Raw genomic sequence first — 25,351 nt, 5'->3', positions numbered from 1 at the left:
CGTGATCAGGTTGAGATTATCGGCCGCGCGCCCAGCAGGGCCGTACCGACACGCACGCAGGTGGAGCCGTGACGCACAGCCGCCTCCAGGTCGTGGGACATGCCGGTGGAGAGCTGGTCGGCGGACGGGTGCTGCTGCCGGACGGCCTCGGCGAGCTCGGCCGTGGTGGCGAACGCGGTGTCGGGGTCGGCCTCCTGGGGAGCGACGGCCATCAGGCCCCGCAGCCGCAGGTGCTCGGCCGTGGCGGCGCGCTCGACCAGCTCGGGCAGGTCCTCGCGGGGGCAGCCACCGCGGGTGGGGTCGCCGTCCAGGCTCACCTGCACCAGCACCTCCAGCGGCGTGCTGCGCTCCCCCGCACTCGCGGCGTTGCCCGTGGCGCGGTCCAGCGCGGCCAGCAGCCGGGGGCTGTCCACCGTCTCCACCCGGTGCGCCCAGCGGGCCACCGAGCGGGTCTTGTTGCGCTGCAGCCGGCCGATGACGTGCCAGCGCACCGGCGCGTCCGGCCGCAGCTGGGCCAGCTCAGCCACCTTGGGGGTGGCTTCCTGCTCGCGGGCCTCGCCCAGGCTCCGGCAGCCCAGGTCCACCAGGTGGGCGGCGTCGGTGGCGGGGAAGGTCTTGGTGACGGCCAGCAGCTCGACCGCGGCCTCGTCCCGTCCGGCAGCACGGCAGGCGTCGCGGACGCGACCGCGCACCGCAGCCAGGGCGCTGGCGATCTCGGCGGCGCGGCCGGCTCCGCGGTCGCTCCCCGCTCCCGGATCGGTCACCGCGCCACGTCCTCGCTCCAGATGACGCCGGCCAGCCGCCCGGTGGGGGCGCCGCGGCGGTGGCTGAACAGCTCCGCCGACTCCATGGTGCACCGCTGGTCCACCGCCACCCCGGCCACACCGTGCTCCAGCAGGGACCGCCGCAGCCCGGCGCGGATGTCCAGACCCGGCGTGCCTGCGCGGGTTCGGCTGGCGCTGCCCGGCAGGTGCGCCTCCACGTCGTCGCGCATGTGGGCGGGCACCTCGTAGCACTGCCCGCAGGCGGCCGGGCCCAGCAGCGCGGTGATCCGCTCGGTCACCGCACCCGCCGAGCGCATGGCCGCCAGGGTGGCGCCGACGATGTCGATGCGGGCGCCGACCCGGCCGGCGTGCACCGCCGCGATCACCCCGGCGGTGTCGTCGGCGAGCAGCACCGGGGTGCAGTCGGCGGCGAGCACCACCAGCGCGAGGTTGCGCTGGGCCGTGACCACGCCGTCGGTGGCGGGCAGCGGGTGAGCCTGCGGACCGTCCACGACGGTGACGGTGCGCCCGTGCACCTGCTCCATCCAGACCAGCCGGTCCTCGGCCAGGCCGATGCCCTCGGCCAGCCGGTGCCGGTTGGCGGCCACCGCGGCGGGGTCGTCGCCGACGTGGTCACCGAGGTTGAAGGAGGCGTACGGGCCGACCGAGCTGCCACCGGCTCGCGTGGTGACGACCCGGCGCACCCGCAGCGGCGCCGACGGACTCACCGCCGCATGAAGGGAGGAACGTCCACCTCGTCGTCGCCGTCGTCCTCGACGGGGACGGTGCGGCCACCGCCGAAGCCGCTGGCCGGACGCTGGCCCGGGCGCGGCGGAAGGCCGCCGGGACCGTTCTGCACCGGTCCGCGACCGGCCTCGCCCGTGGCACCCGCGCGCGGGTACTCCTGGCGACCGGCGTCGAAGGCGCTGGCCCGGGTGGGCGGCAGGCCCTGCGCGGACTGGCCGGTGTTGCCGGTGGAGTTGCGCGGTGCGACGGCGGTGGGCTCCAGCGACTTGCGCACCGGGCCGGACCCGTCGAAGCCGGCGGCGATCACGGTCACCCGGACCTCGTCACCGAGGGAGTCGTCGATGACCGTCCCGAAGATGATGTTGGCGTCGACGTGGGCGGCCTCCTGCACCAGGGTGGCGGCCTCGTTGATCTCGAACAGGCCGAGGTCGGAGCCACCGGCGATGGACAGCAGCACGCCGTGCGCACCCTCCATGGAGGCCTCGAGCAGCGGCGAGTTGATGGCGGTCTGGGCGGCCTGCACGGCGCGCCCGTCCCCGCGGGCGGAGCCGATGCCCATCAGGGCGCTGCCCGCGCCGGACATGACGCTCTTGACGTCGGCGAAGTCGACGTTGATCAGGCCCGGGGTGGTGATCAGGTCGGTGATGCCCTGCACACCGTTGAGCAGCACCTCGTCGGCGGAGCGGAACGCGTCCATCAGGCTGACGGCGGCGTCGCCGAGCTGCAGCAGCCGGTCGTTGGGGATGACGATGAGGGTGTCGCAGGACTCGCGCAGGCCGGCGATGCCGTCCTCGGCCTGGCCGCCACGGCGCTTGCCCTCGAAGGAGAACGGGCGGGTGACCACACCGATGGTCAGCGCACCCAGCTTGCGGGCGATGCTGGCGACCACGGGAGCACCACCGGTGCCGGTGCCGCCACCCTCGCCGGCGGTCACGAAGACCATGTCGGCCCCCTTGAGGACCTCCTCGATCTCGTCCTTGTGGTCCTCGGCGGCGCGACGGCCGACCTCCGGGTCGGCGCCGGCGCCGAGACCGCGGGTGAGCTCGCGACCGACGTCGAGCTTGACGTCGGCGTCGCTCATCAGCAGCGCCTGGGCGTCGGTGTTGATGGCGATGAACTCCACGCCCTTGAGGCCGACGTCGATCATCCGGTTGACCGCGTTGACACCGCCGCCGCCGATGCCGACGACCTTAATTACGGCGAGGTAGTTGTGCGGAGGCGTCATGGGTGGGTCCTCACAGGCTTTCGTGTGTCCGTCGGGTGCAGGGGTGGAGCTGGTGTGTCTGGGAGCTGGTGGTGTCTGAGTGCTGGTGTGTCTGGGTGCTGCTGGCGCGGGCGCCGGGGCGGGGTCAAAACCCTCACCCTAAACTGCAGGCTTAGAGTTATGTCAAGTTGTTCGACGAGGAGACGCTATGCAGCCGCTCCACCTGGGTCCAGCAGGCGCGCCGCACGCGCCCATCATTTTTGTGTGACCCACTCCGCGCCCCTGGTCAGCTGATGGTCGGCAGGTCGGGGCTGGAGACGTCGTACACCTTGCCAGGCTGGGTGAGCACCGCTGCCAGCACCTGTGCCTTGCGGCCCAGGTTGTCCGGTGTCCCCCAGACCACCACGCGGTCCGCGCCGAGGGTGAACCGCACGTCAGCGGCCGAGCCCGGGTTCACCAGGGTGACCTGGGCGCGCACCGGCGCCGGAAGCGAGGTGATCACGGTCAGCGCCGCGGTGGTCACCGGGTCGCTGCGCCCGGGGCGCTCCGTCACCAGGCGAGGCACGCCGGGCGGGGGCACCGCGGCGGCGAAGTCCACGCCGGTGGCGTCCAGCAGGTGCGGGCCGTCGGCCTTGTCCACGTAGACCACCGGCACCCGCTCCTCCACCAGCACGCGCAGGTCGGAGGGGAAGTGCCGGTCGACGGTCACCCGGGCGGCGCGGGGCAGCATCGCCACCCGGCCGGCCGCCTCGGTGAGGTCCACCTGCAGCAGCGGCGTGCCGTCGGCCACGTCCAGCGCCGCGGTCACCTCCTCGGCGGTGAGCACCTGCGCCCCCTCCACCTGCACGCTGCGCACCGACAGCAGCGGGCTGAACCACGCCACGGCGCCCAGCACCACCACCAGCACGACCGCAACGGCCAGCACCATCTTCTGCCGGCTGCCGACCTGCAGGCCCAGCCTGGGCAGCCGCGCCCGTCCGGCCCCGCTGCGGCTGGCAGCACTGCTGCGGGCACCACCGCGCCGGGCACTGCGCCGGGCGCTGCGGCCGGCACGGCCGCCCGGCTCGGCGGCCGTGGTGTCCGTGGTGCGCCGGGAGCGGGTGGCTGCGCGGGCGGCGGCCGAGCGGGCACCACGGTGCGTGGCCGTCCTGCGGCTGCCACCCCGAGCGGTGGGCCGTGGAGAGCGACCAGCCGGGCTCACGGCAACGACCCACCCGCACGCAGGCGCAGGCTCCGCAGGATCTCCGGACCGAGCATGGTCACGTCGCCGGCGCCCATGGTGAGCACCAGGTCGCCGGGCCGGGTCAGCGCGGCCACCTGCTCGGGGGCCGCGGCCAGGTGCGGCTGGTAGTGCACCGGGCAGGTCACCGCCTCGGCGACGATCGCCCCGCTCACTCCGGCCACCGGTTCCTCGCGGGCGGCGTAGACGTCGAGCACCACCACCTCGTCGGCCAGCGACAGGGCGGCGCCGAACTCCGTGGCGAAGGTGAGCGTGCGCGAGTACAGGTGCGGCTGGAACAGCACGACCACCCGGCCGGGTCCGTCCGGCTGCTGCTCGACCACGGCGCGGGCCGCGCGCAGCACCGCCTGCACCTCGGTGGGGTGGTGGGCGTAGTCGTCGTAGACGCGCACCCCGGCCTCGCTGCCGGTGAGCTGGAAGCGCCGGTGCACCCCGCCGAAGGAGGTGAGCCCCTCCAGCGCCCGGGCCGGGTCGGCGCCCACCGCCAGGGCGGCCAGCAGCGCACCCAGGGCGTTGAGGGCCATGTGCTCGCCGGGGACGTTGAGCCGCATGGGACGCGCGGTGCTCTCCCCCGCCAGCGCCACCTCCCCCGCGCCGCCACCGTCGGCCGCCGACCAGCTGAGCAGGCGGGCGTCGGCGCCCTCGGCGCGGCCGTAGCGCTGCACCCAGAGGCCGGCGGCCTCGGCCCGGTCGGCCAGCGCGGCCGAGCCCGGGTCGTCGGCGCAGGCGATGAGCACACCATCGGGGTCGATGCGCTCGAGGAAGGCGTCGAACACCGCCACGTAGGCCTCGACGGTGCCGAAGTAGTCCAGGTGGTCGTAGTCGACGTTGGTGACCACCACGACGTGCGGGCTGTACTCCAGCAGCGAGCCGTCGCTCTCGTCGGCCTCGGCCACGAAGACGTCGCCGCTGCCGTGGTGGGCGTTGGTGCCCGACTCGTTGAGCTCGCCGCCGATGGCGAACGACGGGTCGAAGGCGCAGCGCTGCAGGGCCACGACCAGCATCGAGGTGGTGGAGGTCTTGCCGTGCGTGCCGGCCACCAGCACGTTGCGGGTCTCGGTCATCAGCGAGGCCAGCACCTTGGGCCGCACCGTCACCGGGATGCCGCGCCGACGCGCCTCGACCAGCTCTGGGTTGTCCTTGGGAATGGCGGCGGTGGTGGTGACCACCGTGGTGGGCCCACCCGGCAGCAGGTCCAGCGCGGAGGGGTCGTGGCCCAGCCGCACCTGGGCGCCGCGGGCGCGCAGCGCCAGGACGCCGCGGGACTCCTTGGCGTCGGAGCCGGAGACCTGCCCACCGCGGGCGAGCAGGATCCTCGCCACCCCGCTCATGCCGGCACCGCCGATGCCCACCATGTGCACCCGCGCCAGCTCGGCCGGCAACCCTTCGCTGAGCTCGTTCGGCTCGTCGAGCGGGGTCATCGGGCTACCTCCAGGACGATCTCGGCGATGCGGGCGGCCGCGCTGCGGTGCCCGGACGCGGCGGCGGCGGCCCCCATGGCCGCCAGCCGCTCGGGGTCGGTGAGCAGCGGCACGACGGTGGTCGCCACCAGCTCGGGAGTGAGGTCGGCGTCGCGGACCAGCAGTCCACCGCCGGCGTCGACCACCGGCCGGGCGTTGAGCTCCTGCTCGCCGTTGCCGTGCGGCAGGGGCACGAAGATGCCCGGCAGGCCGACCGCGGAGACCTCGGCGACGGTCATCGCGCCGGAGCGGCAGATGGTGGCGTCGGCGGCGGCGTAGGCCAGGTCCATCCGGGACAGGTACGGCACGGCCACGTAGCGCGGCGCGCCCTCCGGCGAGTGCACCTCGACGGTGTTGCGCGGGCCGTGCGCGTGCAGCACGCCGATGCCGGCCCGGCCCAGGGCCTGCGCCGCACCGGACACGGCGTCGTTGATGCTGCGGGCGCCCTGCGAGCCACCGGTGACCAGCAGCACCGGCCCGTCGGGGTCGAGGTCGAAGTGCTTGCGTGCCTCGGCGCGCAGCGCGGCGCGGTCGAGGTCGGTGATGGACTGCCGCAGCGGGATGCCCACCACCTCGGCGCCACGGAGCCCGCTGCCGGGCACGGCCGCCAGCACGCGGCGCGCCACGCGGGCACCCACCTTGTTGGCGACGCCGGCGCGGGCGTTGGCCTCGTGCACCACCACCGGCACCCCGCGGCGCCCGCGGGCGGCGAGGTAGGCCGGCAGCGCGACGTAGCCGCCGAAGCCGACCACCACGTCGGCGTCCACCGCGCGCAGCACCGCCCGGGTGGCGCGCACCGAGGCGACCACGCGGGCCGGCAGCCGGAGCAGGTCGGCGGAGAGCTTGCGCGGCAGCGGGACCGGCGGGATCAGCTGCAGCGGGTAGCCCCGCTCGGGCACCAGCGTGGTCTCCAGCCCGCGAGCGGTGCCCAGGGCAGTGACCCGCACGTCCGGCCGCACCAGGCGCAGGGCGTCGGCGACGGCCAGCGCGGGCTCGACGTGTCCGGCCGTGCCACCTCCGGCCACCACCACCGAGAGCGGGCGCTGGTCAGCAGCAGTGCTCACCTGCGACCTCCGCGTCCGGTGTCGGTGCCGCGGCTGGTGCCGGGACGCCGCGGCGGCTCGGGGGTGCGGCTGCGCGGACCACGGGCGGGCTGGCGGGACTGCCCGCGGGGGGCGGAGCGCAGCGGCTCGGTCCTGCGGTCGCCGGCGACCCCCTCCGGCCCAGCACGCTCGGCGGTCGGGCGGGCACCACCAGGTGCCGGGTGCGCGGTGCGCGCGCGGCGCGCCTGCTCGCCGGTGCGCACCACCCGGGAGCTGGGGCGGGCGCGGTAGGGCTCAGGCGCCGGCAGCCGCAGCAGCCGGCCGAGCGGGCCCTCCCCCTGGGTGCGCAGGGCGGCCACGGCGGGTGGCTCGTGGCGCGCGGCGTTGGCCAGCAGTCCGAACACGAACATGGTCACGGCGGTGGAAGTACCTCCAGAGGACACCAGCGGCAGGGTGAGCCCGGTGACGGGCAGCAGCCCGATGACGTAGCCGATGTTGATGACGGCCTGACCCACCAGCCACAGCGTGACGGTGGCGGTGAGCAGGCGCAGGAACGGGTCGATGGAGCGGCGGGCGATGCGCAGCCCGGTGTAGGCGAGGGCGCCGAAGAGCAGCAGCACCGCGGCGGCGCCGACGAAGCCCAGCTCCTCGCCGAGGATGGCGAAGATGAAGTCGTTGTGCGCCTCGGGCAGGTAGCTCCACTTGCCGCGGCTCTGCCCCAGGCCCACGCCCCACAGCCCGCCCCCGGCCAGGGAGTACCGGGCCTGCATGGCCTGGTAGCCCGCCCCCTGCGGGTCGGCCCCGGGGTCGAGGAAGGAGGTGATGCGCTCCAGGCGGTAGCTCGCGGTCAGCGCCACCACCACGAAGACCACACCGGCCAGGGCCAGCAGGGTCAGGAACAGCTTGACCGGGGCCCCGGCGAACCACAGCAGTCCCAGCACCACGATGGCCAGCGAGATGCTGGTGCCCAGGTCGGGCTGCAGGAAGATCAGCACCAGCACGATGGCCGCCGCCGGCAGCAGCGGCATGAGCATGTGCCGCAGCGAGTGCAGCTGGCCACGCTTGATCGACAGCAGGTGCGCGCCCCACACGGCGATCGCGATCTTGGCCACCTCGGAGGGCTGCAGGGACACCGGCCCGAGGACGAACCACGACCGGGCGCCGTTGGACATGCTGCCGATGCCGGGCACCAGCACCAGCACCAGCATCGCCACGCAGCCCAGGAACGCCGGCAGCGACCACCTGCGCAGGGTGGCTACCTTGACGCGCATGCCCACGTAGAACAGGCACAGGCCCAGCAGCACGAAGATGACCTGCCGGGTGAAGACGCTGTAGGCGGAGCCGTCCTGGGCGTAGGACTCCACGCTGGAGGCCGAGAGCACCATGGTGAGCCCGAGCCCGCTGAGCAGCAGCAGCAGGCTGACCACCAGGTGGAACGAGGTGAGCGGCCGGGAGAGCCAGCCGGTGAGCCGCTCGCCCACCTGGCGGGCCGTGGCGGAGACCCCCGCCGACGCCGACGAGGCCCCGCGCCGGGGGCGTCGGTCCTCGGCGGCGCCCCGGGTCCCGCGGCTGCCGGTGCGCGAGCCGGTGCTCCGGCGCCCGGCGGCGTCCTTGCTGATGGTCACCGCTCCGTCCCCGGCGCGGTCGCACCGGTGGCCAGCGCCTGGGCTGCCGCGGCGAAGGCATCTCCGCGGTGGCCGTAGTCGGTGAACATGTCCATGGAGGCCGCGGCCGGGGCGAGCAGCACCACGTCGCCGGGCTGGGCCAGCCGCGCCGCCTCGCCGACCACCGCGGACATCGCAGCGTCAGCCGACAGCACCTCGCTCATGGGTCCATCGTGGCCCTTGCCCACCTCCACCACCGGGATCTGCGGCGCGTGTCGCCGCAGTGCGTCGGCGATCACCGCACGGTCGCGACCCAGTAGCACCGCACCCACCAGCCGGTCGGCGACCGCCTGCACCAGCGCGTCCACGCTGGCTCCCTTGAGCAGCCCGCCGGCCACCCAGACCACCCGGGGGTGGGCGGTGACGGAGGCGAGCGCGGCGTGCGGGTTGGTGGCCTTGGAGTCGTCGACGTAGTCCACGCCGTCGTGGGTGGCCACCAGCACCGCGCGGTGCGCACCCTGCTGCACGGCCCGCAGCCCCGCCGCCACCGACTCCGGCGCCACCCCGGCGGAGCGGGCCAGCGCGGCCGCCGCGAGGGCGTCCAGCAGCCCGGGCGGGCCGGCCGGGGTGACGTCAGCGGTGTGCGCCAGCACGGTGTGCGCCTCGGGGCCGTCGCCGAAGGCCCGGTCCACCAGCGCGTCGCCGACGACGCCGAGCTGGTCTGCCGTGGGCTCGCCCAGGGTGAAGCCCACGGTGCGCCCGGCCCGGGGCTGCTCGCCCAGCGCGGCCGCGGCCGGGTCGTCCACCCCCACCACCGCCACGTCGCCGGTGAGGACCTGCGCCTTGGCCGCGGTGTAGGCGGCCATCCCGCCGTGCCAGTCCAGGTGGTCCTCGGCGATGTTCAGCACGGCACCGGCTGCGGGGCGCACCGACGGCGCCCAGTGCAGCTGGAAGGAGGACAGCTCCACCGCGAGGTGGGTCAGCGCCGGCTCCGCCAGCAGCACGTCCAGCACCGCGCGCCCGATGTTGCCGCAGGCGGTGCTGGCCAGGCCGTCGGCGGTGAGGATCGCGTCCAGCATGGTGGTGGTGGTGGTCTTGCCGTTGGTGCCGGTGACCACCAGCCACTGCTTGCGGGGGCCGAACACCTCGGCCTGGTCGCACCACCAGGCCAGCTCGACGTCGCCCCACACCGGCAGCCCCGCGGCCGCCGCGGCCCGCAGCAGCGGCGCGTCGGGGCGGAACCCGGGCACGGTGCACACCAGCTCGGTGCCCGCGGGTGGCTCCTGCAGGTCCAGGTGCGCCTCCGCACCCAGGGCGGTGAGCTGGTCGAGCATGGCGGGGTTGGAGTCGGTGGCCACCACCCGGGCGCCGAGGCGAACCAGGGCGCGCACCATGGCCAGGCCGCTCACCCGGCCGCCGGCCACCAGCACCTGCCGACCGGTCAGCTCGCGCACGTCCAGCGCCGGGCGCGGGGCCGCAGCGCTCGTGCCGCCGGGACCGGTCACGGCCCGATCGCCGAGAGCCACTCGCTGTAGAACAGCGCCAGGCCCAGGGCGCAGGAGATCGCGGCGAGGATCCAGAAGCGGATGATCACCGTGGTCTCCGCCCATCCGGCGAGCTCGAAGTGGTGGTGGAACGGGGCCATCCGGAACACCCGTCGGCGGCTGGTGCGGAACACCGCCACCTGCACCACCACGGAGGCTGCCTCCATCACGAACAGCGCGCCCAGCACCACCAGCAGCAGCTCGGTGCGGGTGACCATGCTGATGCCGGCGAGCAGCCCACCCAGGGCCAGCGAGCCGGTGTCGCCCATGAAGATCTTGGCCGGCGCGGCGTTCCACCACAGGAAGCCGACGCAGCCACCCATCGCCGCAGCGGCGAGCAGGGACACGTCCAGCGGGTCGCGCACCTCGTAGCAGCCGGCCAGCGCGGTGGTGCCGCAGTCGTTGCGGTACTGCCAGAAGCAGATGATGACGTAGGTGGCCAGCACCATCGCCATGGAGCCGGCGGCGAGCCCGTCCAGGCCGTCGGTGAGGTTCACCGCGTTGGACCAGGCGCTCACCAGCAGGTAGCAGAACAGCACGAAGCCGACCGTGCCGAAGGACACCGTGGCGATGTCCCGCACGAAGGACAGGTTGGGCGTGGCCGGGGTGAGGCCCTCCTCGTTGGCGAAGCGGAGCGCCAGCACCCCGAACAGCACCGCGGCGACCAGCTGGCCGACGAGCTTGGCCGTCTTGTTCAGGCCGAGGTTGCGCTGCTTGCGGATCTTGATGAAGTCGTCGAGGAAGCCCACCAGCCCGAGGACCGAGGTCAGTCCCAGCACCAGCAGCCCCGACGCTGTCGGCCCCTCCGCCTCCAGGCCGGCCCCGATGGCGTGGGAACCCCAGTAGCCGGCCCACAGCGCCGCGATGATGGCCACCCCACCCATGGTGGGGGTGCCGCGCTTGGCCTGGTGGCTGGCCGGGCCCTCCTGGCGGATCTCCTGGCCGAAGCCCTGCCCGGAGAAGACCTTGATCAGGTAGGGGGTCAGCAGGATGGAGACCGCGAACGCGATGCCCGCGGCGATGAGGATCTGTCTCACTGCTGTCCCTCCTCTGCCTGTTCGCTGTTGCTGTTGCTGTCCTGGTCGGGGCCGGGCCTGGGCCCGTCGTCGGCCAGCAGCGCCTCGGCCACCCGCCACAGGCCCTGGGACTGCGACGCCTTCACCAGCACCACGTCACCGGGTTCGACCTCGCGGCGCAGCAGGTCGATCGCCGCGGCCACGTCGGGCACGATCACCGACTCCTCTCCCCACGACCCCTCCTGCACGGCGCCGGTGTGCATGGCCCGGGCGGACTCGCCCACCACCACCAGCCGGTGCACGTCCAGCCGGACCGCGAGGCGACCGATGCCGTCGTGCGCGGCAACGGTATCCGCCCCCAGCTCGGCCATCTCGCCGAGCACCGCCCAGCTGCGGCGCGGAACCGCGGCCCGGGCACCCCGGGACATGCTGACCAGCGCCTTCAGCGCGGCGCGCACCGAGTCGGGGTTGGCGTTGTAGGAGTCGTTGATGACGGTGACGCCGTCGGCGCGGGTGCGCAGGTCCATCCGGCGCACCGAGGCCGCGCGCGCACCGGCCAGCGCGGTGCGCACCTGGCCCAGGCTGGCCCCGGCCTCCAGCGCCACCGCGACGGCCGCCAGCGCGTTGCCCACGTTGTGCTCGCCGTGCACGGCCAGCTCCACCTGGGTGTGCCCCTGCGGGGTGTGCAGGGTGAACCGCGGCCGGGCCTGCTCGTCCAGCTCGATGTCGGTGGCCCGGATGTCGGCGCTGGTCGAGGTGCCCACCAGCACCACCCGGGCAGTGGTGCGCGAGGCCATGGCGGCCACCAGGGGGTCGTCGGCGTTGAGCACGGCAACCCCGCCGTCGGCGGCGGCGGGCAGGGCCTCCACCAGCTCGCCCTTGGCCTGGGCGATGGCCGCGCGCGAGCCGAACTCGCCCAGGTGCGCGGTGCCCACGTTCAGCACCACGCCGATCTGCGGTGGGGCCACCTCGCACAGCGCCGCCACGTGGCCGACGCCGCGGGCGGAGAGCTCCAGCACCAGGAAGCGGGTGTCCGCGTCGGCGCGCAGCACCGTCCAGGGGTGGCCCAGCTCGTTGTTGAACGATCCCGGGGGCGCCACCACGGTGCCGAGCGGGGCGAGGACGGCGGCGAGCAGGTCCTTGGTGGAGGTCTTGCCGGAGGACCCGGTCACGCCCACCACCCGCAGGCCGGGCAGCGCGTCCACCGAGGCGCGGGCCAGCCGCGCCAGGGCGGCGAGCACCGCGGCGCCGGAGCCGTCGGTGTCGGCGGCCAGGGCCATCGCCCGGCGGTCGTGCGCACCGGCGGCCGGCACCACCACGGCGGGCACGCCCACCGGTCGGGCAGCCAGCACGCCCACCGCACCCTGGGCGACGGCGGCGGCGGCGTGGTCGTGGCCGTCCACCCGCTCGCCGGGCAGGGCCAGGAACAGCCCGCCCGGCACGATCTTGCGGCTGTCGAACTCCACCCCGGCGGTCACCTGCACGGTCGGGTCGGGACAGTCGTGCAGCGTCCCGCCCACCACGTCGGCCACCTGCTGCAGGCTCAGCGCGATCATGAGCGGGTCCGCGTGATGGCAGCTGCCAGCACGTCTCGGTCGTCGAACGGGTGCTTCACGCCGTTGATCTCCTGTCCGGTCTCGTGGCCCTTGCCGGCCACCAGGACCACGTCCCCGGGCTGGGCCCAGCGGACCGCCCGGTCGATGGCCGAGGCGCGGTCGAGGGCCTCGACGACCTCGGCTCGCACGTCGGCGGGCACCTGCTCGGTGCCGGCCAGCACCGCGGCCCGGATGGTGGCCGGGTCCTCGCTGCGGGGGTTGTCGTCGGTGACCACGAGGAGGTCGGCGCCGCGGGCGGCCGCCTCGCCCATCATGGTGCGCTTGCCCGGGTCGCGGTCTCCCCCGGCGCCGACCACCACGGCCACCCGGCCGGACACCTGCTCGCGCAGCGCCTCGATCACGGCCTGCAGCGCGGCGGGCTTGTGCGCGTAGTCCACGACCGCCAGGAAGGGCTGGCCGACGTCGACCCGCTCCATCCGCCCCGGCACGTCCACCGCGGCCACGCCGGCGGCCGCGTGCTCGGCGGAGACGCCGGCGCAGGTGAGCATGGCGATGGCGAGCAGGGCGTTGGCCACGTTGTAGCGGCCGGGCAGGCGCAGGTGCGTGGGCAGCCGCACGCCCGCGGGTCCGCAGGCGGTGAAGTGCTGGCCGCCGTCGTCAGTGGCGGAGACGTCCTCGGCCCACCAGCTGGCGGCGGAGCCGGTGGCGCTGACGGTGACCGCGTCCGGGCCGTAGAGCTCGGCGATGCGCCGGCCCCACTCGTCGTCCACGCACACCACCGCCCGCTCGCAGCGCACCGCGGAGCCGGGGGCGAACAGCCGGGCCTTGGCCGCGAAGTAGTCCTCGAAGGTGGGGTGGAAGTCCAGGTGCTCGCGGGAGAGGTTGGTGAAGCCGCCCACCGCGAAGCGGGTGCCCTCCACCCGGCCCAGGGTGAGCGCGTGGCTGGAGACCTCCATGACCACGGCGTCGACCGCGCCCTCATCCATCCGTCCCAGCAGGGCCTGCAGGTCCGGCGCCTCCGGCGTGGTGAAGCTGCTGGGGATGCGCCGACCGGCCACCCGCGTCTCCACGGTGCCGATGAGGCCGGGCACCAGCCCAGCGGCGCGCAGGCCGGCCTCCACCAGGTAGGCGGTGGTGGTCTTGCCCGAGGTCCCGGTGATGCCGAGCACGGGCACGTGCGCCGACGGGTTGCCGTAGAGGTGCGCGGAGAGGATGCCCACGACCGAGCGGGGGTCGGGGTGCACCAGCACCGGCACGTCGACCAGGGCGGGCCGGGTGGCACCGGCGGCGTCGGTCAGCACGGCCACCGCACCGGCGGCCAGGGCGGTGGCGGCGAAGTCGGCACCGTGGGCGCGCGCACCCGGCAGCGCGGCGAAGAGGTCGCCGGGGCGCACCGTGTCGGCGCGCAGGGTGGCTCCGGTGACCGTGATCTCGGCGCTGGTGCTGCGCAGCTCGGCACCGACCAGGACGGCCAGCTCGGTCAGCGTCGTGGGCACGCTCGCGGTGGGGCGCTCGTCCTCGGCTGGTGGAGCGGCGACCGGCGTCTGACCGGGGGTCTGCGGGTGGATCCGGTCGGGCACCGGGGAACTCTCGGACTCGGGGGCGGGAAGCTCAGGGGGCGGCGGCACGTGCGATGAGGTTACCGGCTCGCGTGGGGCGCTCACTCCTTCACGAAGGGCATGACCGGCGTGGGGCCGCTGGAGAGCGGAACCCGGTTGCGCAGCAGCAGCCAGGAGGCGATGTCGTGGAAGAGCGGGGCGGCGGAGGCACCCGGCTTGCCGTCGGTGGACCGCTCGGGGGCGTCGAGCATGATGCCGATGACGTACTTGGGGTTGTCGGCCGGAACCATGCCCGCGAAGGTGATGTTGTACTGCGAGTTGGAGTAGCAGCCGCACTTCGGGTCGACCTGCTGGGCGGTGCCGGTCTTGCCGGACACCTGGTAGCCGTCGATGCCCGCTGCCACTCCGGTGCCGCGCTCCTGGTTCGGCTCGTCCTGCACCACCGCGCGGAACATGTCCTTGACGGTGCTGGCCGTCTGCTCGCTGACCACCCGCACGCCCTCGGGCTCGGGCGTCTCGGTGCGGTTGCCGCTGGCGTCGACGGTGGCGGCCACCACGCGGGGCGGGATGCGCACGCCGCCGTTGGCGATCGCCTGGTACATGCCGGTCATCTGCAGCAGGGACATGGACAGACCCTGCCCGATGGGCAGGTTGGCGAAGGTGCTGCCCGACCACTGCGGCTGCGGCGGCACCGAGCCGGCCGTCTCGCCGGGCAGGCCGACGTTGGTGAGCTGACCCAGCCCGAAGCGGCTGACCATGTCGGAGAAGCGGTCGGCGCCCACCCGCTGGGCGAGGACCAGGGTGCCGATGTTGGAGGACTTCCCGAACACCCCGGTGGTCGTGTACTTGACGTCGCCGTGGCCCCACGCGTCGCGCACGGTGGCGCCACCCATGGTGATGCCGGCGGGGATGTCCAGCACTTCCTCCGGCGTGGTCACGCCGTACTCGATGGCGGCGGCGGCGGTGACGATCTTGGCCACCGAGCCGGGCTCGAACGGGGTGGTGACGGACGGGTTGCCCAGCGCGGCGGCGGGCGCGGTCCCGGTCTCGGTGCCCGGGTCGAAGGTGCCGTCGTTGGCCATCGCCACGATCTTGCCCTTGGTGTCCATGACCACCACCGAGGCGTGCTTGGCCCCGGAGAGGTCCTTGGCGCGCTGGGTCATCTCCTGCACCTGGTACTGGGCGTCGGCGTCGAAGGTCAGCTGGATGGTGTCGCCGTCCTGGGCCGGCTGCTCGTCGCGGGTGCTGCCCGGGATGACGGCGCCGTCGGAGCCGACCTCCACGGTGCGGGTGCCGTCGGTGCCCGCCAGGGTGGCGTCCATCGAGCCCTCCAGGCCGAGCAGGCCGTGGCCGTCCCAGCCGGTGCCGCCGATCATGTTGGCTCCGGTGCGACCGGTGGGGTACTGCCGGATGTCCTGGCGCTCGGCGCCGACCTCCGGGAAGCTCTCGGTGATCTGGGTGGCCAGGGCCGGGTCCACGCCCCGGGCCAGGTAGGTGAAGGTGGTGTCCGCGCTCATCGCCTGCACCAGCTTGGCCACCGGGGCGGCCGGGCCTAGGACGTCGTGCACGCCGACGGCGATCTGCTGGATGCGGTCGGCCGGCGTGGGTGCGGCGGGGTTGGCCTCGCGGGCCTTGACCAGGTCCGCCTTGACCGCCTGCGGCTGGAAGGTGAGGGCCTTGGCCTGCAGGGTGAACGCCATCTTCTTGCCGGTGACGTCGGTGATGGCGCCGCGGTTGGCCACCAGTGTCTGGGTGGAGGTGCGCTGGGCGTCGGCCCGGGCGGACAGCCCGGCGGCGTCCACGCCCTGCACGCGGATCAGCTGGAGGCCGGCAATGACCAGCGCCGCCACCATCAGCATGGCGCTGACCTGGTGGCGGCGGTAGTCGGCGGGACGGACGGTGCGTGGGCCGGTGTCACGTCGCCGCAGGCTCATCCTGCGGGTGGAGCTCCGAGCTGCCGAGGCCGATCGCGGTGCGCGTCGATCGTCGGGCATCAGGCTCCTCCACCGGCAGTGGCCGGGGCCGCCCCCGGCTGGATCTGCTCAGAGTGTGCCTGCGGCGCAGCGGGAGCCGCGGGAGGCGCGCCCGGCGTGGTGGCGGCCTCGGCCACCGGGGGCACCGGGGTCGCCGGGATGGTGGCGACCCGGGTCGGGGCGGCCGGAGCGGGGGCCTGGGTCGCAGGGGCTGCCGGGCGGCTGTCGGCGGCGGGGGCGCTGGTGCCGGCAGGAGCGCTGCTGGTCGGCCGGGTGGCGCGCGGGGTGGTGGCGCTCGGGGTGGTTGGGGTGGTGGCGTCCGCGGTAGGGGTCTCGGCACCGGCGCGGGTGGCCGGGGCGATCTGCTGGGTGGCCACCGGCGACGGCGCGGCACCCACCGGCGGCACGCCGGCCACCTGCGGGGCGGGGGGCGGGCCGGCGGGCGGCGCGGCCGGGGCCGGGCTGCCGACCACGGTGACGGCGCCGTCCGGACCCACCGACAGGCGGGCGACGTTGGTGCTGGGCACCATGCCCAGCTGCTTGGCCCGGGTGGCCAGCGCGGCGGCGGAGTCCATGGTGGCCACGTCGCGCTGCAGGGCTTCCACCCGCTCGGAGAGCAGCCGGTTCTCCTTCTGCGCGTCGGTGATCTGGTAGGAGCTGGCCGCGGAGTTGGTGGACAGCCACAGCGTGCTCACGAGGCCGAGGCCGAGCAGGGCGATGACCAGCACCACGAAGGGCACCTTGCGGGCCACGGCCACGCTGGCCAGCTGCTCCGGCACCAGGTGGTTCCACCGCTGCGTGCGGTCGACCTTGCGCTCGTAGGCGCGCTGCGCGGCCACCGAGCGTCCACCACGCCGGGTGGGCGGTGCGTTGCGCGGGGCGCGACGGGTGGGGGCCGGACGGGTACGGGTGGGTGCGGTCATGCCGGCCTCCTGGAGATGCGCTGCACGGCACGGAGTCGTACCGGTGCAGCCCGCGGGTTTTCCTCGATCTCGGTCTCGCTCGCGCGCTCGGCGCCCCGGGTGAGGGACTCCAGCTCGGGGCCCTGCCCGGGCAGCTCCACGGGCAGTCCCTCGGGGGTGTTGGAGCGCAGTCGCGGGGCCAGCTCGTGCTTGGTCACCCGGTCCTCCAGCGACTGGTAGGACATCACCACCATGCGCCCGCCCACGCCGAGCGCGTCGATGGCCGCGGGCAGTGCGGCGCGCAGCGCGTCCAGCTCTCCGTTGACCTCGATGCGCAGGGCCTGGAAGGTGCGCTTGGCGGGGTGTCCCCCGGTGCGGCGGGTGGCGGCGGGGACGGCGGCGTAGATGGCCTCCACCAGGCGGGCGCTGGTGGTGAAGGGCTCGCGCTCGCGCTGGCGCAGCACCTCCGAGGCGATCCGTCCGGCGAAGCGCTCCTCGCCGTAGGTGGACAGCACCCGGGCCAGCTGGCCGTGGGAGTAGGTGTTGAGCACCTCGGCGGCGGTGATGCCCGTGGTCGGGTCCATCCGCATGTCCAGCGGGGCGTCCTTGCTGTACGCGAAGCCCCGCTCGGTGGCGTCGAGCTGCATGGAGGACACGCCCAGGTCGAACAGCACGCCCTGCACCAGGCCGCCGCGGCCCAGCCCGGCCTGCTCGAGCGCGTCGTAGATGCCGTCGTAGACGGTGTGCACCAGGGTGATCCGGTTGCGGTAGGGCGCCAGCCGCTCCCCCGCCATCGCCAGGGCGTCGGGGTCGCGGTCCAGGCCGATGAGGCGGATGCCCGGGTTGCGGGCGAGCAGGTGCTCGGCGTGCCCACCGAGACCGAGGGTGGCGTCGATGAGCACGCTGCCGGGCACCAGGGCCGGCTCGAGCAGCTCGGTGACACGGTCGCGGAGCACGGGGACGTGCCGGTGCTGCTCGGGCTGCTGCTGGTCGTCTGGCTCGGGTGCCACGGTGTCCTCCTCGTCTGCTCGCTGGGTGTTGGGGCGCTGGGGTGGGCCGGGGTAGTGCGGGGCGGTGCTGAGCTGGCTGGCTGATCGCGGTGGCGACGGATGTCGGGAGGTCCCCGTCCGAACGAAGGTGACCTGACGCCGGGGAAGTGCGTCAGGGCCAACCTCGGACGGAGGCCTCGGGACACCCGTGGGTGCCGCTGCTCAGAGGATGTCGCCCAGCGCCTCCTCCCGTCCTTGGGAGAAGCTCTCCTCGTTGGCGTCCAGGTAGGTCTGCCAGGCCTGGGCGTCCCAGATCTCCAGGAAGTCCACCGAGCCGACTACTACGCACTCCTTGGCCAGGCCGGCGTAGCGGCGGTGGTCGGCCGAGAGGCTGATGCGACCCTGCCCGTCCGGGTGCTGCTCGTCGGTGCCGGCGGCGAGGGCCCGGACGAAGGCCCGGGCCGTCTCGTTGGTGCGGGAGGCCTCGGCCGCCTTGCGGGCCCGCACGATGAACTCCTCGCGCGGGTAGACGGCGAGGCTGTGGTCCTGACCCTTGGTGACCATGACTCCACCGGCCAGGGCGTCGCGGAACTTGGCCGGCAGCGTGAGCCGGCCCTTGTCGTCCAGCTTGGGGGTGTAGGTGCCCAGGAACATCGGCTTCATCTCGACCATGTCCGCACCTCCCCACTCCCCCGCCGCCCGGCTCGTCCGCGAGGGTGGTGCTGCACATCACCCCACTTCGCACCACCTTACCCCACCACGGCCCACTATCAAGCCGACACAACCGGGAAAAACCGGGCGCTTCACGGCGTTTTCGCAGGTAGCAGAAGGTGGTTCGCGGTGGGGGGCGAGTGGGGCGACCGCCCTGCCCTCGGCCGCGCAGCGACCCCTTCCGGCCCCGTTCACCCGGTCGCAGAGCGCCCTGGCGGGGTCCGCCCCAGCTCGCTGACGGTCATGGTGGGGCGTGGTGGGTGGTGGGGAGCGGGAGCACCGGACGCCCGGCACCCGGGCGGGCCCCGCGCTCGTCCGAACACGCCACCCGCAGGTTTGGCACACTCGTGGAGAGACCTGGGACGTCACCGTCACTGCCCGCCGTGCGGCGCAGCCGGCGGCCGCCCGCACCGCCGGGAAGGACACACGTGAGCAGACCGCGGACCACGGGCGGCTTCGACGGCGCCTGGGAGCAGGAGCTCGCGCGACCGGGGTCGTCGGCGCACGGCCTGGACGGGGCGCCCGACGGCTCCGCGCACCAGACCAACGGGCGCCACGCCACCACCCAGCAGACGGCCACGGCGCAGCAGACGGCCACCCAGTCGACGGCCACACAGTGGACGGTGAGCGAGGTGGCCGAGACGGCCGAGCGGGTGGTGGCCACCGTCGAGCAGGTGCTGGTGGGCAAGACGGCAGTGGTGCGCACGGCCGTGCTCACCCTGCTGGCCGGCGGCCACCTGCTGCTGGAGGACGTTCCGGGCGTGGGCAAGACCGCGCTGGCCAAGGCGCTCGCCCGTGCCGTCGACTCCTCGGTATCCCGCATCCAGTTCACTCCGGACCTGATGCCCAGCGACGTCACCGGGGTGTCCATCTACGACCGCCAGAACGGGGAGTTCGAGTTCCAGCCCGGACCGGTGTTCGCCAACCTGCTGGTGGCCGACGAGATCAACCGGGCCTCGCCCAAGACCCAGTCGGCCCTGCTGGAGTGCATGGAGGAGCAGCAGGTCACCGTGGACGGTCACACCTACCAGCTCGCCGAGCCGTTCATGGTGCTCGCCACCCAGAACCCGGTGGAGATGGAGGGCACCTATCCGCTGCCCGAGGCCCAGCGCGACCGCTTCACCACCCGCGTGTCGCTGGGCTACCCCTCGGCCGAGGCCGAGCTGATGATGATCGACACCCACTCCGGCCACGACGCGGTGGGCCAGCTGGTGCCCGCCTGCTCGGCCGCCGAGGTGAGCCGGATGATCGACGCCGTCCGCGACGTGCACGTCTCTGCCGAGCTGCGCCGGTACGTGGTGACCCTGGTGAGCGCCACCCGCACCTCTCCGCTGGTGCGCCTGGGTGCCTCGCCGCGCGCCACCCTGCACGTGGTCCGCGCCGCCCGGGCCCACGCGGCGATGGCCGGTCGCGCCCACGTGCTGCCCGACGACGTGATCGCCGTGGCCGAGCCGGTGCTGGCCCACCGCCTGCTGCTCTCCGGCGAGGCGGTGGCCGCCCGACGCGACGCGGCCGCGGTGGTGCAGGAGATCGTCGGCCGCACTCCCGTGCCGCGAGGCGGTCCGGCTCCGCGCGCGGCGCGCTGAGTGAGCTCGCCGCTGTCGGGCCTGACCACCCGCGGGCGCTGCCTGGTCGCCGCGGGGGTGGCCTGCATGGTGTGCGCACTGGTCCTGGACGAGCGCGACCTGCTCCGCGCCGGTGTGCTGCTGCTGGTGCTGCCCGTGCTCACCGCCCTGCTGCACACCCTGCTGCCGCTGCGGCTGGAGGTCAGCCGGTCGGTGGGCCCGGAGCCGGCGTCGGTGGGGCAGCCCTGCCCGGTCACCACCGAGGTGCGCGCGGTGGCCCGGCAGCCCGCCGGTGGGCTGCTGGTGCTCGACCCGGTGCCCGTCGAGCTCGGCCGCGACGCCGTGCTGGCGCTGCCCCGGCTGCGCGCCCGGGAGAGTGCGGTGCTGCAGCACGCCCTGCTGCCCACCCGCCGCGGCGAGCACCGGGTGGGACCGCTGCGGGTGGCGCTGACCGACGCGCTGGGCCTGGTGCAGGTGCAGCGCCCGGTGGGCGCGGCCACCCCGGTGCTGGTGCGGCCCCGGGTGGAGCCGCTGCAGCCCGTGGTGCTGGGTGGGGCGGCGGGCGCCGAGACCGCCGCCCGGGCCAGCAGCGGCCACGCCGTCCGCGACACCCAGCTGCGCGGGTACGTCCCCGGCGACGAGATCCGCAGCATCCACTGGCGCAGCTCCGCGCGCCGCGACGAGCTGATGGTGCGCACCGCCGAGCAGGGCCAGCGCGCCCGGGTGACGGTGCTGCTGGACAACCGGGACTCCGCCTTCGGCGGGCCTGCGGGTGAGCCGGCCTTCGAACGCGCCGTGAGCCTGGCGGCCAGCCTCGCCGAGCACCTGCGTCGCACCAGCACCCCGGTGCGGGTGGTCACCGCCGACGCCGCGGTGCTGGCACCGGGCGGGTCCGGCCTGGACCAGCTGGCCGTGCTTGGCCTGTCCGCCACCACCGAGCTGGGCCCGGCGCTGGCGGTGGCCGGGAGCGACGAGCTGGTGGCGGTGCTCGGCGAGCCCGGCGCCGCCGACGCCACCGTGCTGCTCGAGCACCGCGCACGGGTGGGGGCAGCCGGCACGGTGGCCCACCTGCTGCCCGGCGACGGCGTCCCCCTGCTGACCGGTGCGGGTTGGCTGGTGACGGCCGTGGGCGGCAGCACCCCGCTGGCGGACCTGCTGCCGGCGTTCTCCGCCGCCGGGTCGGTGGGGCGGTGACGTTCCGCGACGCCCGGCCGGCGCAGGCCCTGGTGGGTGCGCTCGCCCTGCTGCTGGCCAGCGCAGCGCTGGCCACCCTGTTCACCTCCAGCCGCTGGGTGCTGCCCGTGGCGGGCACCTTCGCCACCGTCGCGGCCGTGGGTGTGGTGCTGCGGCTGGTGCGCGTCCCGCACTTCCTGGTGCCCGTGGGGCAGCTGCTCGCCCTGGGGGTGCTGCTGTGTGCCTCCTTCGCCGGCACCGCGCTGCCCGGCCCCGCGGCCCTGACCCGGCTGCGCGAGCTGCTGTCCGGCGCGGGTGCGCAGATCGCCAACGAGCAGTCGCCGGTGGCCGTCACCGACGAGATGCTGCTGCTGCTGGTGCTGTGCCTGGGGTGCGCGGCCGTGCTGGTGGACCTGCTGGTGGCGGGCATCCAGACGCCGGCGGTGGCTGGACTGGTGCTGCTGTGCGTGGTGGCGGTGCCCGCGTCGCTGTCCAGCACGCTGCTGGCGTGGTGGTCGTTCGCGCTCGGTGCGCTGGGGGTGCTGCTGCTGCTGCTCTCCGACGGCAGTCGACGCGCTGCGCTGGCCGGTCCGTCGGCGGGCATGACCGGGCTGCGCTCACCGTTGGTGGCGGTGTCGGTGGCCGGCGCCCTGGCCTGCGCGCTGTGGGTGGGCACGGCCGCCACCGGGGTGGGCACCTCCGCCCGGCTGCAGGGCACCAGCGGCGGCTCCGACGGGGTGGCGCTCAACCCCTTCACCGAGCTGCGCGGCGACCTCACCCGCGAGAGCATCCCGCTGTTCACCGTGGAGGGGATGACGGCGCCGACCTACATGCGGGCGGTCACCCTGGACACCTTCGTCAACGACCGGGGCTGGGTGGTCGAGGAGCTGCCCGCGGGCACGCCCGCCGGCGACCGGCTGGCCCAGCAGGGGCTGGTGGGCAGCCCGCAGGACGTCACCATCCGCGGGTTGGGCTACAACGACCGCTGGCTGCCCTCGCCCGGCATCCCGGTGGCCCTGCGCGGCCTGGACGAACAGCTGCGCGGGTACCGGTACAACGCCGAGGCCGGGGTGCTGCAGGCCAGCCAGCGCCAGCAGCTGCCGAGCTACGTCGTGCAGGCGGTGGACCCGGGCACCTCCGTCGAGCGGCTGCGCGCAGTGGGGGCCGGGCAGCAGAGCCAGGCCGGGGTGGACGCGCGGTGGCGCCAGCTCGACGGGGTGGACCCCCGGGTGTCCGCGCTGGCCCGGCAGGTGGCCGGCTCCGCCCCCACGACCTTCGACGCAGCGGTGCTGCTCAGCGACTTCTTCACCAACCGGGCCAACGGCTTCACCTACGACCTGCGCGCCGGCGACGGCACGGTCGGCGAGGACGCGCTGGTGGACTTCCTCACCCGCAGCAGGCGCGGGTTCTGCGAGCAGTACGCCTCCGCCATGGGCGTGATGCTGCGCGAGCTGGGCATCGCCTCCCGGGTGGTGCTGGGCTACACCCCCGGTACCGGCGACGCCAGCCAGCGGACGGTGACCACCGACGACGCCCACGCCTGGGTGGAGGTGTACTTCACCGGGGTGGGCTGGGTGCGGTTCGATCCCACGCCGCTGGCCCAGGGACGCAACAACGTGCCCAGCTACGTCCGCGAGGCCACGGCCGGGGACGCCGCACCGGAGAGCGCCGCCCCCGCGGCCGCCCCGGCACCCGCACCCCAGCCGGCGCCAGCAGCTCCGACCGAGACGCCCCCGCCCCCCACCCCCGCTCCGGAGGACGAGCCGCAGCCGGCGGCGGCTCCCCCGGCCACCTCCTCCAACCTGGCCGCTGCCGTGGGGTGGACGGTGCTGGCGGTGACGCTGCTGGGCACCATCTGCTGCGTGCCGGTGGTGCTGCGCCGCAGCCGGCGCTCCCGGCGGATGGCGGTGGGCAGCGCGGACGCGGCCTGGGCCGAGCTGGTCGACGTCGCCGCTGACCACGGGCTGCAGCTGAGCAGCTCCGACACCGCGCGCACCAGCGGACAGCGCCTGAGCGACGAGCTCGGCCTGGACGAGCCGGGCCGTGCCGCCGTCGCCGGGCTGGTGGAAGCGGTGGAGCTCGCCTGGTACGGCGACCCCAGCGCGGCGGCCGGGACCGAGCGCTCGTGCCGGGAAGCCCTGCAGAGGCTGACCGCCGCCGAGCGCCGCTGCGCCCCGCTGCCCTGGCTCCGGCGCGCGCTGCCGCTCTCGGTGCTGGGCCCCCGCTGGGCCGGCCGCGCACCCCGGGAGCTCGAGCACACCGGGTAGGGGTCGGCCCCGGGTCCGGGGAGTCCACCCTGGACAGTCAGCTCCGGCCGCGGGCACCGGGCCGCCAGGAGCCGGGGTCGGCTGGGGCACAGGGCCGGCTGGGGCACGGGGCCGGACACAGGACGAGGGCTGCCGGACGATGTCTCGTCCGGCAGCCCTCGTCGTGGTCGTGCCTGGCCAGCTGGCGGCGGCCTGTGCTGCCGACTACTCCTGGTCGAAGCGACGCTTGAAGCGCTCTTCCATCTTGGCGGAGAACCCACCACCGTCGGAGCGATTGGTGCTGCGGGTCTCGCGGCGGCCGTGCCCGGAAGCACCGTCTCCCGCACCGGGTGCGTCCGACCGACCCCTGCCGAGGAGCAGCAGGACGCCCGCAGCGAACATCACCAGGAAGCCGAGCACGCTCACCACGGGGACGCCCCCGGGCTTGAGGGGCAGCGCAATTCCACCGACCAGCAGGACCAGCCCGAGGAGGAACACCGCGACTGACTGAACACCGCGTCGATGGCCAACACGCAGCCCTCGACCCGTTCGAACGTTGGAGGCAAATTTCGGATCTTCCGCGTACAGCGCGGACTCGATCTGATCGAGCAGTCGCTGCTCGTGCTCCGAGAGTGGCACTGTCCCTCCCCCGGCACTGAGGTCTTGGGCTGTCGGCTCCCCGTCGGAGTCAACGAATGCCCGACCTGCCGGGCATCTACTCGACATCGTACGAGTCTGGCGGGCGGGAGACCACCCAAAGTCAGGGCAGGGGTGCAGCCGGCTGAAGTTGATCTCTTCGGTCAGTGCTCGCGCTCTCGACCCTGGAGGAGGGCGGCGGGGCGCAGCACGCTGTCGCCGAAGCGGGAGCGCAACCGGTCGGCCGCCTTCTCCGCGTCGCGCCAGCCGTGCTCGGGGGCACCGAGCTCGAGCTGTTCCACCACGGCGGAGGCTGCCACGAGCTGCTCCGCCCGCACCCCCACGAGGCGCACGGCCTGAGCACGAGGCCCCAACCCGTCCAACAAGTCGCAGGCGCACTGATACACCTCGTGGGCCACGTCGGTGGGCACCCGCAGCGTCCGGGACCGGGTGAGGGTGGTGAAGTCGGCGTAGCGGACCTTGATGGACACGGTGCGCGCCCGCACGTTCTTGCGGCGCAGCCCCGCCGTGGTCCGCTGGGCCAGGCGCAGCAGCTCGCGGCGCAGCGCGGCGGTGTCGTGGAGGTCGGTGCTGAAGGTCTCCTCCGCGCCGACGGACTTCTCCACCGAGTCGGGCACCACGGAGCGGTCGTCCTGGCCGTTGGCCAGGGCGTGCAGGTGGGCGCCGCTGGCCCGGCCCACCCACTGCTGCAGCACGTGCAGGTCGGTACCGGCCAGGTCGCCGACGGTGCGCAGCCCGTGGCCGGTGAGCACCTCCCCGGTGCGCGCGCCCACCCCGTACAGCGCCCCCACCGGCAGCGCGTGCAGAATCTCCCGCTCCCGCACCACGGGGACGACCATCACCCCGTCCGGCTTGGCCATGGCCGAGGCCAGCTTGGCCATGGACTTGGTGCGCGCCACCCCCACCGAGCAGGTCAGCGCAGTGGTCTCCTGCACCTGCCGGCGGATCTGCGCGGCGACCCCGGCTGGCGTGGTGCCCAGCCGGCGCAGCGCCCCGGAGACGTCGAGGAAGGCCTCGTCCAGGCTCAGCGGCTCCACCAGCGGCGTGATCCCCCGGAAGATGTCCATCACCAGCCGGGACGCCTCGGTGTAGAGCGGGAAGCGGGGCGGCACGAACACCGCCCGCGGGCACAGCCGCCGAGCCTGGCTGGTGGGCATGGCCGCACGCACCCCGTAGCGCCGCGCCGGGTAGGTCGCCGAGACCACCACGCCCCGGTTGTCGCCGCCGGCCACCACCACCGGCAGCCCGGCCAGGTGCGGGGCCTCGCGCACCTCGACGGAGGCGTAGAAGGCGTCCATGTCCACGTGCAGCACCGGGCAGCCGGCGTCGTCGGCGCCCGCCGCGTCCCGGTCGGGGTGGCTGGCCAGGTCGCCGCTGCGGCCCATGGCGCTGCGGCCC

General features: G+C 74.7%; 20 protein-coding genes. 3 read left to right on the top strand and 17 right to left on the bottom strand.

Annotated elements, in window-relative coordinates:
- Window positions 1-5 precede the first annotated feature (5 nt).
- The 15 genes from AC3YNX_RS10375 to mraZ all read right to left on the bottom strand — a co-directional run bounded on the left by AC3YNX_RS10375 (window position 6) and on the right by mraZ (window position 18,255).
- On the bottom strand, window positions 6-764 hold the full coding sequence (locus AC3YNX_RS10375) for a YggS family pyridoxal phosphate-dependent enzyme (protein ID WP_489995404.1): 759 nt from the start codon (window positions 762-764) through the stop codon (window positions 6-8).
- On the bottom strand, window positions 761-1,474 hold the full coding sequence (gene pgeF / locus AC3YNX_RS10370; protein ID WP_489995514.1) for a peptidoglycan editing factor PgeF: 714 nt from the start codon (window positions 1,472-1,474) through the stop codon (window positions 761-763). The genes AC3YNX_RS10375 and pgeF overlap by 4 nt, the downstream gene beginning before the upstream one ends.
- Window positions 1,475-1,488: 14 nt before the next feature.
- Window positions 1,489-2,736: a cell division protein FtsZ gene (ftsZ, locus tag AC3YNX_RS10365; RefSeq protein ID WP_127782501.1), complete on the bottom strand. Its 1,248-nt coding sequence runs from the start codon at window positions 2,734-2,736 to the stop codon at window positions 1,489-1,491.
- Between the two features lie 265 nt (window positions 2,737-3,001).
- Window positions 3,002-3,916, bottom strand: a complete 915-nt coding sequence (locus tag AC3YNX_RS10360) for a cell division protein FtsQ/DivIB (RefSeq protein ID WP_489995403.1) — start codon at window positions 3,914-3,916, stop codon at window positions 3,002-3,004.
- Window positions 3,913-5,376: a UDP-N-acetylmuramate--L-alanine ligase gene (gene murC / locus AC3YNX_RS10355; protein ID WP_489995402.1), complete on the bottom strand. Its 1,464-nt coding sequence runs from the start codon at window positions 5,374-5,376 to the stop codon at window positions 3,913-3,915. The genes AC3YNX_RS10360 and murC overlap by 4 nt, the downstream gene beginning before the upstream one ends.
- The gene (gene murG / locus AC3YNX_RS10350) at window positions 5,373-6,479 is read right to left on the bottom strand and encodes an undecaprenyldiphospho-muramoylpentapeptide beta-N-acetylglucosaminyltransferase (protein WP_127782499.1); all 1,107 of its coding nucleotides are present in this window, start codon (window positions 6,477-6,479) and stop codon (window positions 5,373-5,375) included. The genes murC and murG overlap by 4 nt, the downstream gene beginning before the upstream one ends.
- On the bottom strand, window positions 6,476-8,083 hold the full coding sequence (gene ftsW / locus AC3YNX_RS10345; RefSeq protein ID WP_489983963.1) for a putative lipid II flippase FtsW: 1,608 nt from the start codon (window positions 8,081-8,083) through the stop codon (window positions 6,476-6,478). The genes murG and ftsW overlap by 4 nt, the downstream gene beginning before the upstream one ends.
- On the bottom strand, window positions 8,080-9,567 hold the full coding sequence (gene murD, locus AC3YNX_RS10340) for a UDP-N-acetylmuramoyl-L-alanine--D-glutamate ligase (protein ID WP_489995401.1): 1,488 nt from the start codon (window positions 9,565-9,567) through the stop codon (window positions 8,080-8,082). Before murD ends, ftsW begins: the two co-directional genes overlap by 4 nt.
- On the bottom strand, window positions 9,564-10,643 hold the full coding sequence (gene mraY, locus AC3YNX_RS10335) for a phospho-N-acetylmuramoyl-pentapeptide-transferase (RefSeq protein ID WP_127782497.1): 1,080 nt from the start codon (window positions 10,641-10,643) through the stop codon (window positions 9,564-9,566). Before mraY ends, murD begins: the two co-directional genes overlap by 4 nt.
- Window positions 10,640-12,178: a UDP-N-acetylmuramoyl-tripeptide--D-alanyl-D-alanine ligase gene (locus tag AC3YNX_RS10330; protein WP_489995400.1), complete on the bottom strand. Its 1,539-nt coding sequence runs from the start codon at window positions 12,176-12,178 to the stop codon at window positions 10,640-10,642. Before AC3YNX_RS10330 ends, mraY begins: the two co-directional genes overlap by 4 nt.
- Window positions 12,175-13,758: a UDP-N-acetylmuramoyl-L-alanyl-D-glutamate--2,6-diaminopimelate ligase gene (locus AC3YNX_RS10325; protein WP_489995399.1), complete on the bottom strand. Its 1,584-nt coding sequence runs from the start codon at window positions 13,756-13,758 to the stop codon at window positions 12,175-12,177. Before AC3YNX_RS10325 ends, AC3YNX_RS10330 begins: the two co-directional genes overlap by 4 nt.
- An 80-nt stretch (window positions 13,759-13,838) precedes the next feature.
- Window positions 13,839-15,671: a peptidoglycan D,D-transpeptidase FtsI family protein gene (locus AC3YNX_RS10320; protein WP_489995398.1), complete on the bottom strand. Its 1,833-nt coding sequence runs from the start codon at window positions 15,669-15,671 to the stop codon at window positions 13,839-13,841.
- A gap of 59 nt (window positions 15,672-15,730) precedes the next feature.
- Entirely contained in the window at window positions 15,731-16,633 is a 903-nt protein-coding gene (gene ftsL, locus AC3YNX_RS10315) for a cell division protein FtsL (protein WP_489995397.1), read from the bottom strand.
- On the bottom strand, window positions 16,630-17,622 hold the full coding sequence (gene rsmH, locus AC3YNX_RS10310; protein WP_489995396.1) for a 16S rRNA (cytosine(1402)-N(4))-methyltransferase RsmH: 993 nt from the start codon (window positions 17,620-17,622) through the stop codon (window positions 16,630-16,632). Before rsmH ends, ftsL begins: the two co-directional genes overlap by 4 nt.
- A gap of 201 nt (window positions 17,623-17,823) precedes the next feature.
- Window positions 17,824-18,255 (bottom strand): division/cell wall cluster transcriptional repressor MraZ, encoded by a 432-nt coding sequence (gene mraZ, locus AC3YNX_RS10305; RefSeq protein ID WP_127784700.1) that lies wholly within the window; start codon window positions 18,253-18,255, stop codon window positions 17,824-17,826.
- 485 nt (window positions 18,256-18,740) lie between these two features.
- On the opposite strand from mraZ, the gene AC3YNX_RS10300 reads away from it, so the two are divergent.
- The 3 genes from AC3YNX_RS10300 to AC3YNX_RS10290 are packed head-to-tail and all read left to right on the top strand — an operon-like array spanning window position 18,741 to window position 23,317.
- Window positions 18,741-19,898, top strand: a complete 1,158-nt coding sequence (locus AC3YNX_RS10300; protein WP_489995395.1) for an AAA family ATPase — start codon at window positions 18,741-18,743, stop codon at window positions 19,896-19,898.
- The gene (locus tag AC3YNX_RS10295) at window positions 19,899-21,071 is read left to right on the top strand and encodes a DUF58 domain-containing protein (RefSeq protein WP_489995394.1); all 1,173 of its coding nucleotides are present in this window, start codon (window positions 19,899-19,901) and stop codon (window positions 21,069-21,071) included.
- A complete protein-coding gene (locus AC3YNX_RS10290) occupies window positions 21,068-23,317 on the top strand; it encodes a transglutaminase TgpA family protein (RefSeq protein ID WP_489995393.1) in 2,250 nt (749 codons plus the stop codon). The genes AC3YNX_RS10295 and AC3YNX_RS10290 overlap by 4 nt, the downstream gene beginning before the upstream one ends.
- A gap of 204 nt (window positions 23,318-23,521) precedes the next feature.
- Here the strand turns inward: AC3YNX_RS10290 and AC3YNX_RS10285 are convergent, their stop codons facing one another.
- Both AC3YNX_RS10285 and dinB read right to left on the bottom strand, forming a co-directional pair.
- Window positions 23,522-23,935, bottom strand: coding sequence for an SCO2097 family morphological protein (locus AC3YNX_RS10285; protein ID WP_489983954.1), 414 nt, complete (start codon window positions 23,933-23,935; stop codon window positions 23,522-23,524).
- A 161-nt stretch (window positions 23,936-24,096) separates the two neighbouring features.
- Complete coding sequence (gene dinB / locus AC3YNX_RS10280; RefSeq protein ID WP_489995392.1) at window positions 24,097-25,338, bottom strand: DNA polymerase IV; 1,242 nt, start codon at window positions 25,336-25,338, stop codon at window positions 24,097-24,099.
- Between the last annotated feature and the right edge of the window lie 13 nt (window positions 25,339-25,351).

The sequence above is a fragment of the Rhodococcus sp. Z13_19A genome (assembly GCF_058133575.1).
The sequence above is the reverse complement of the archived record's forward strand: the minus strand, read 5'-3'. Positions and strand labels throughout refer to the sequence as shown.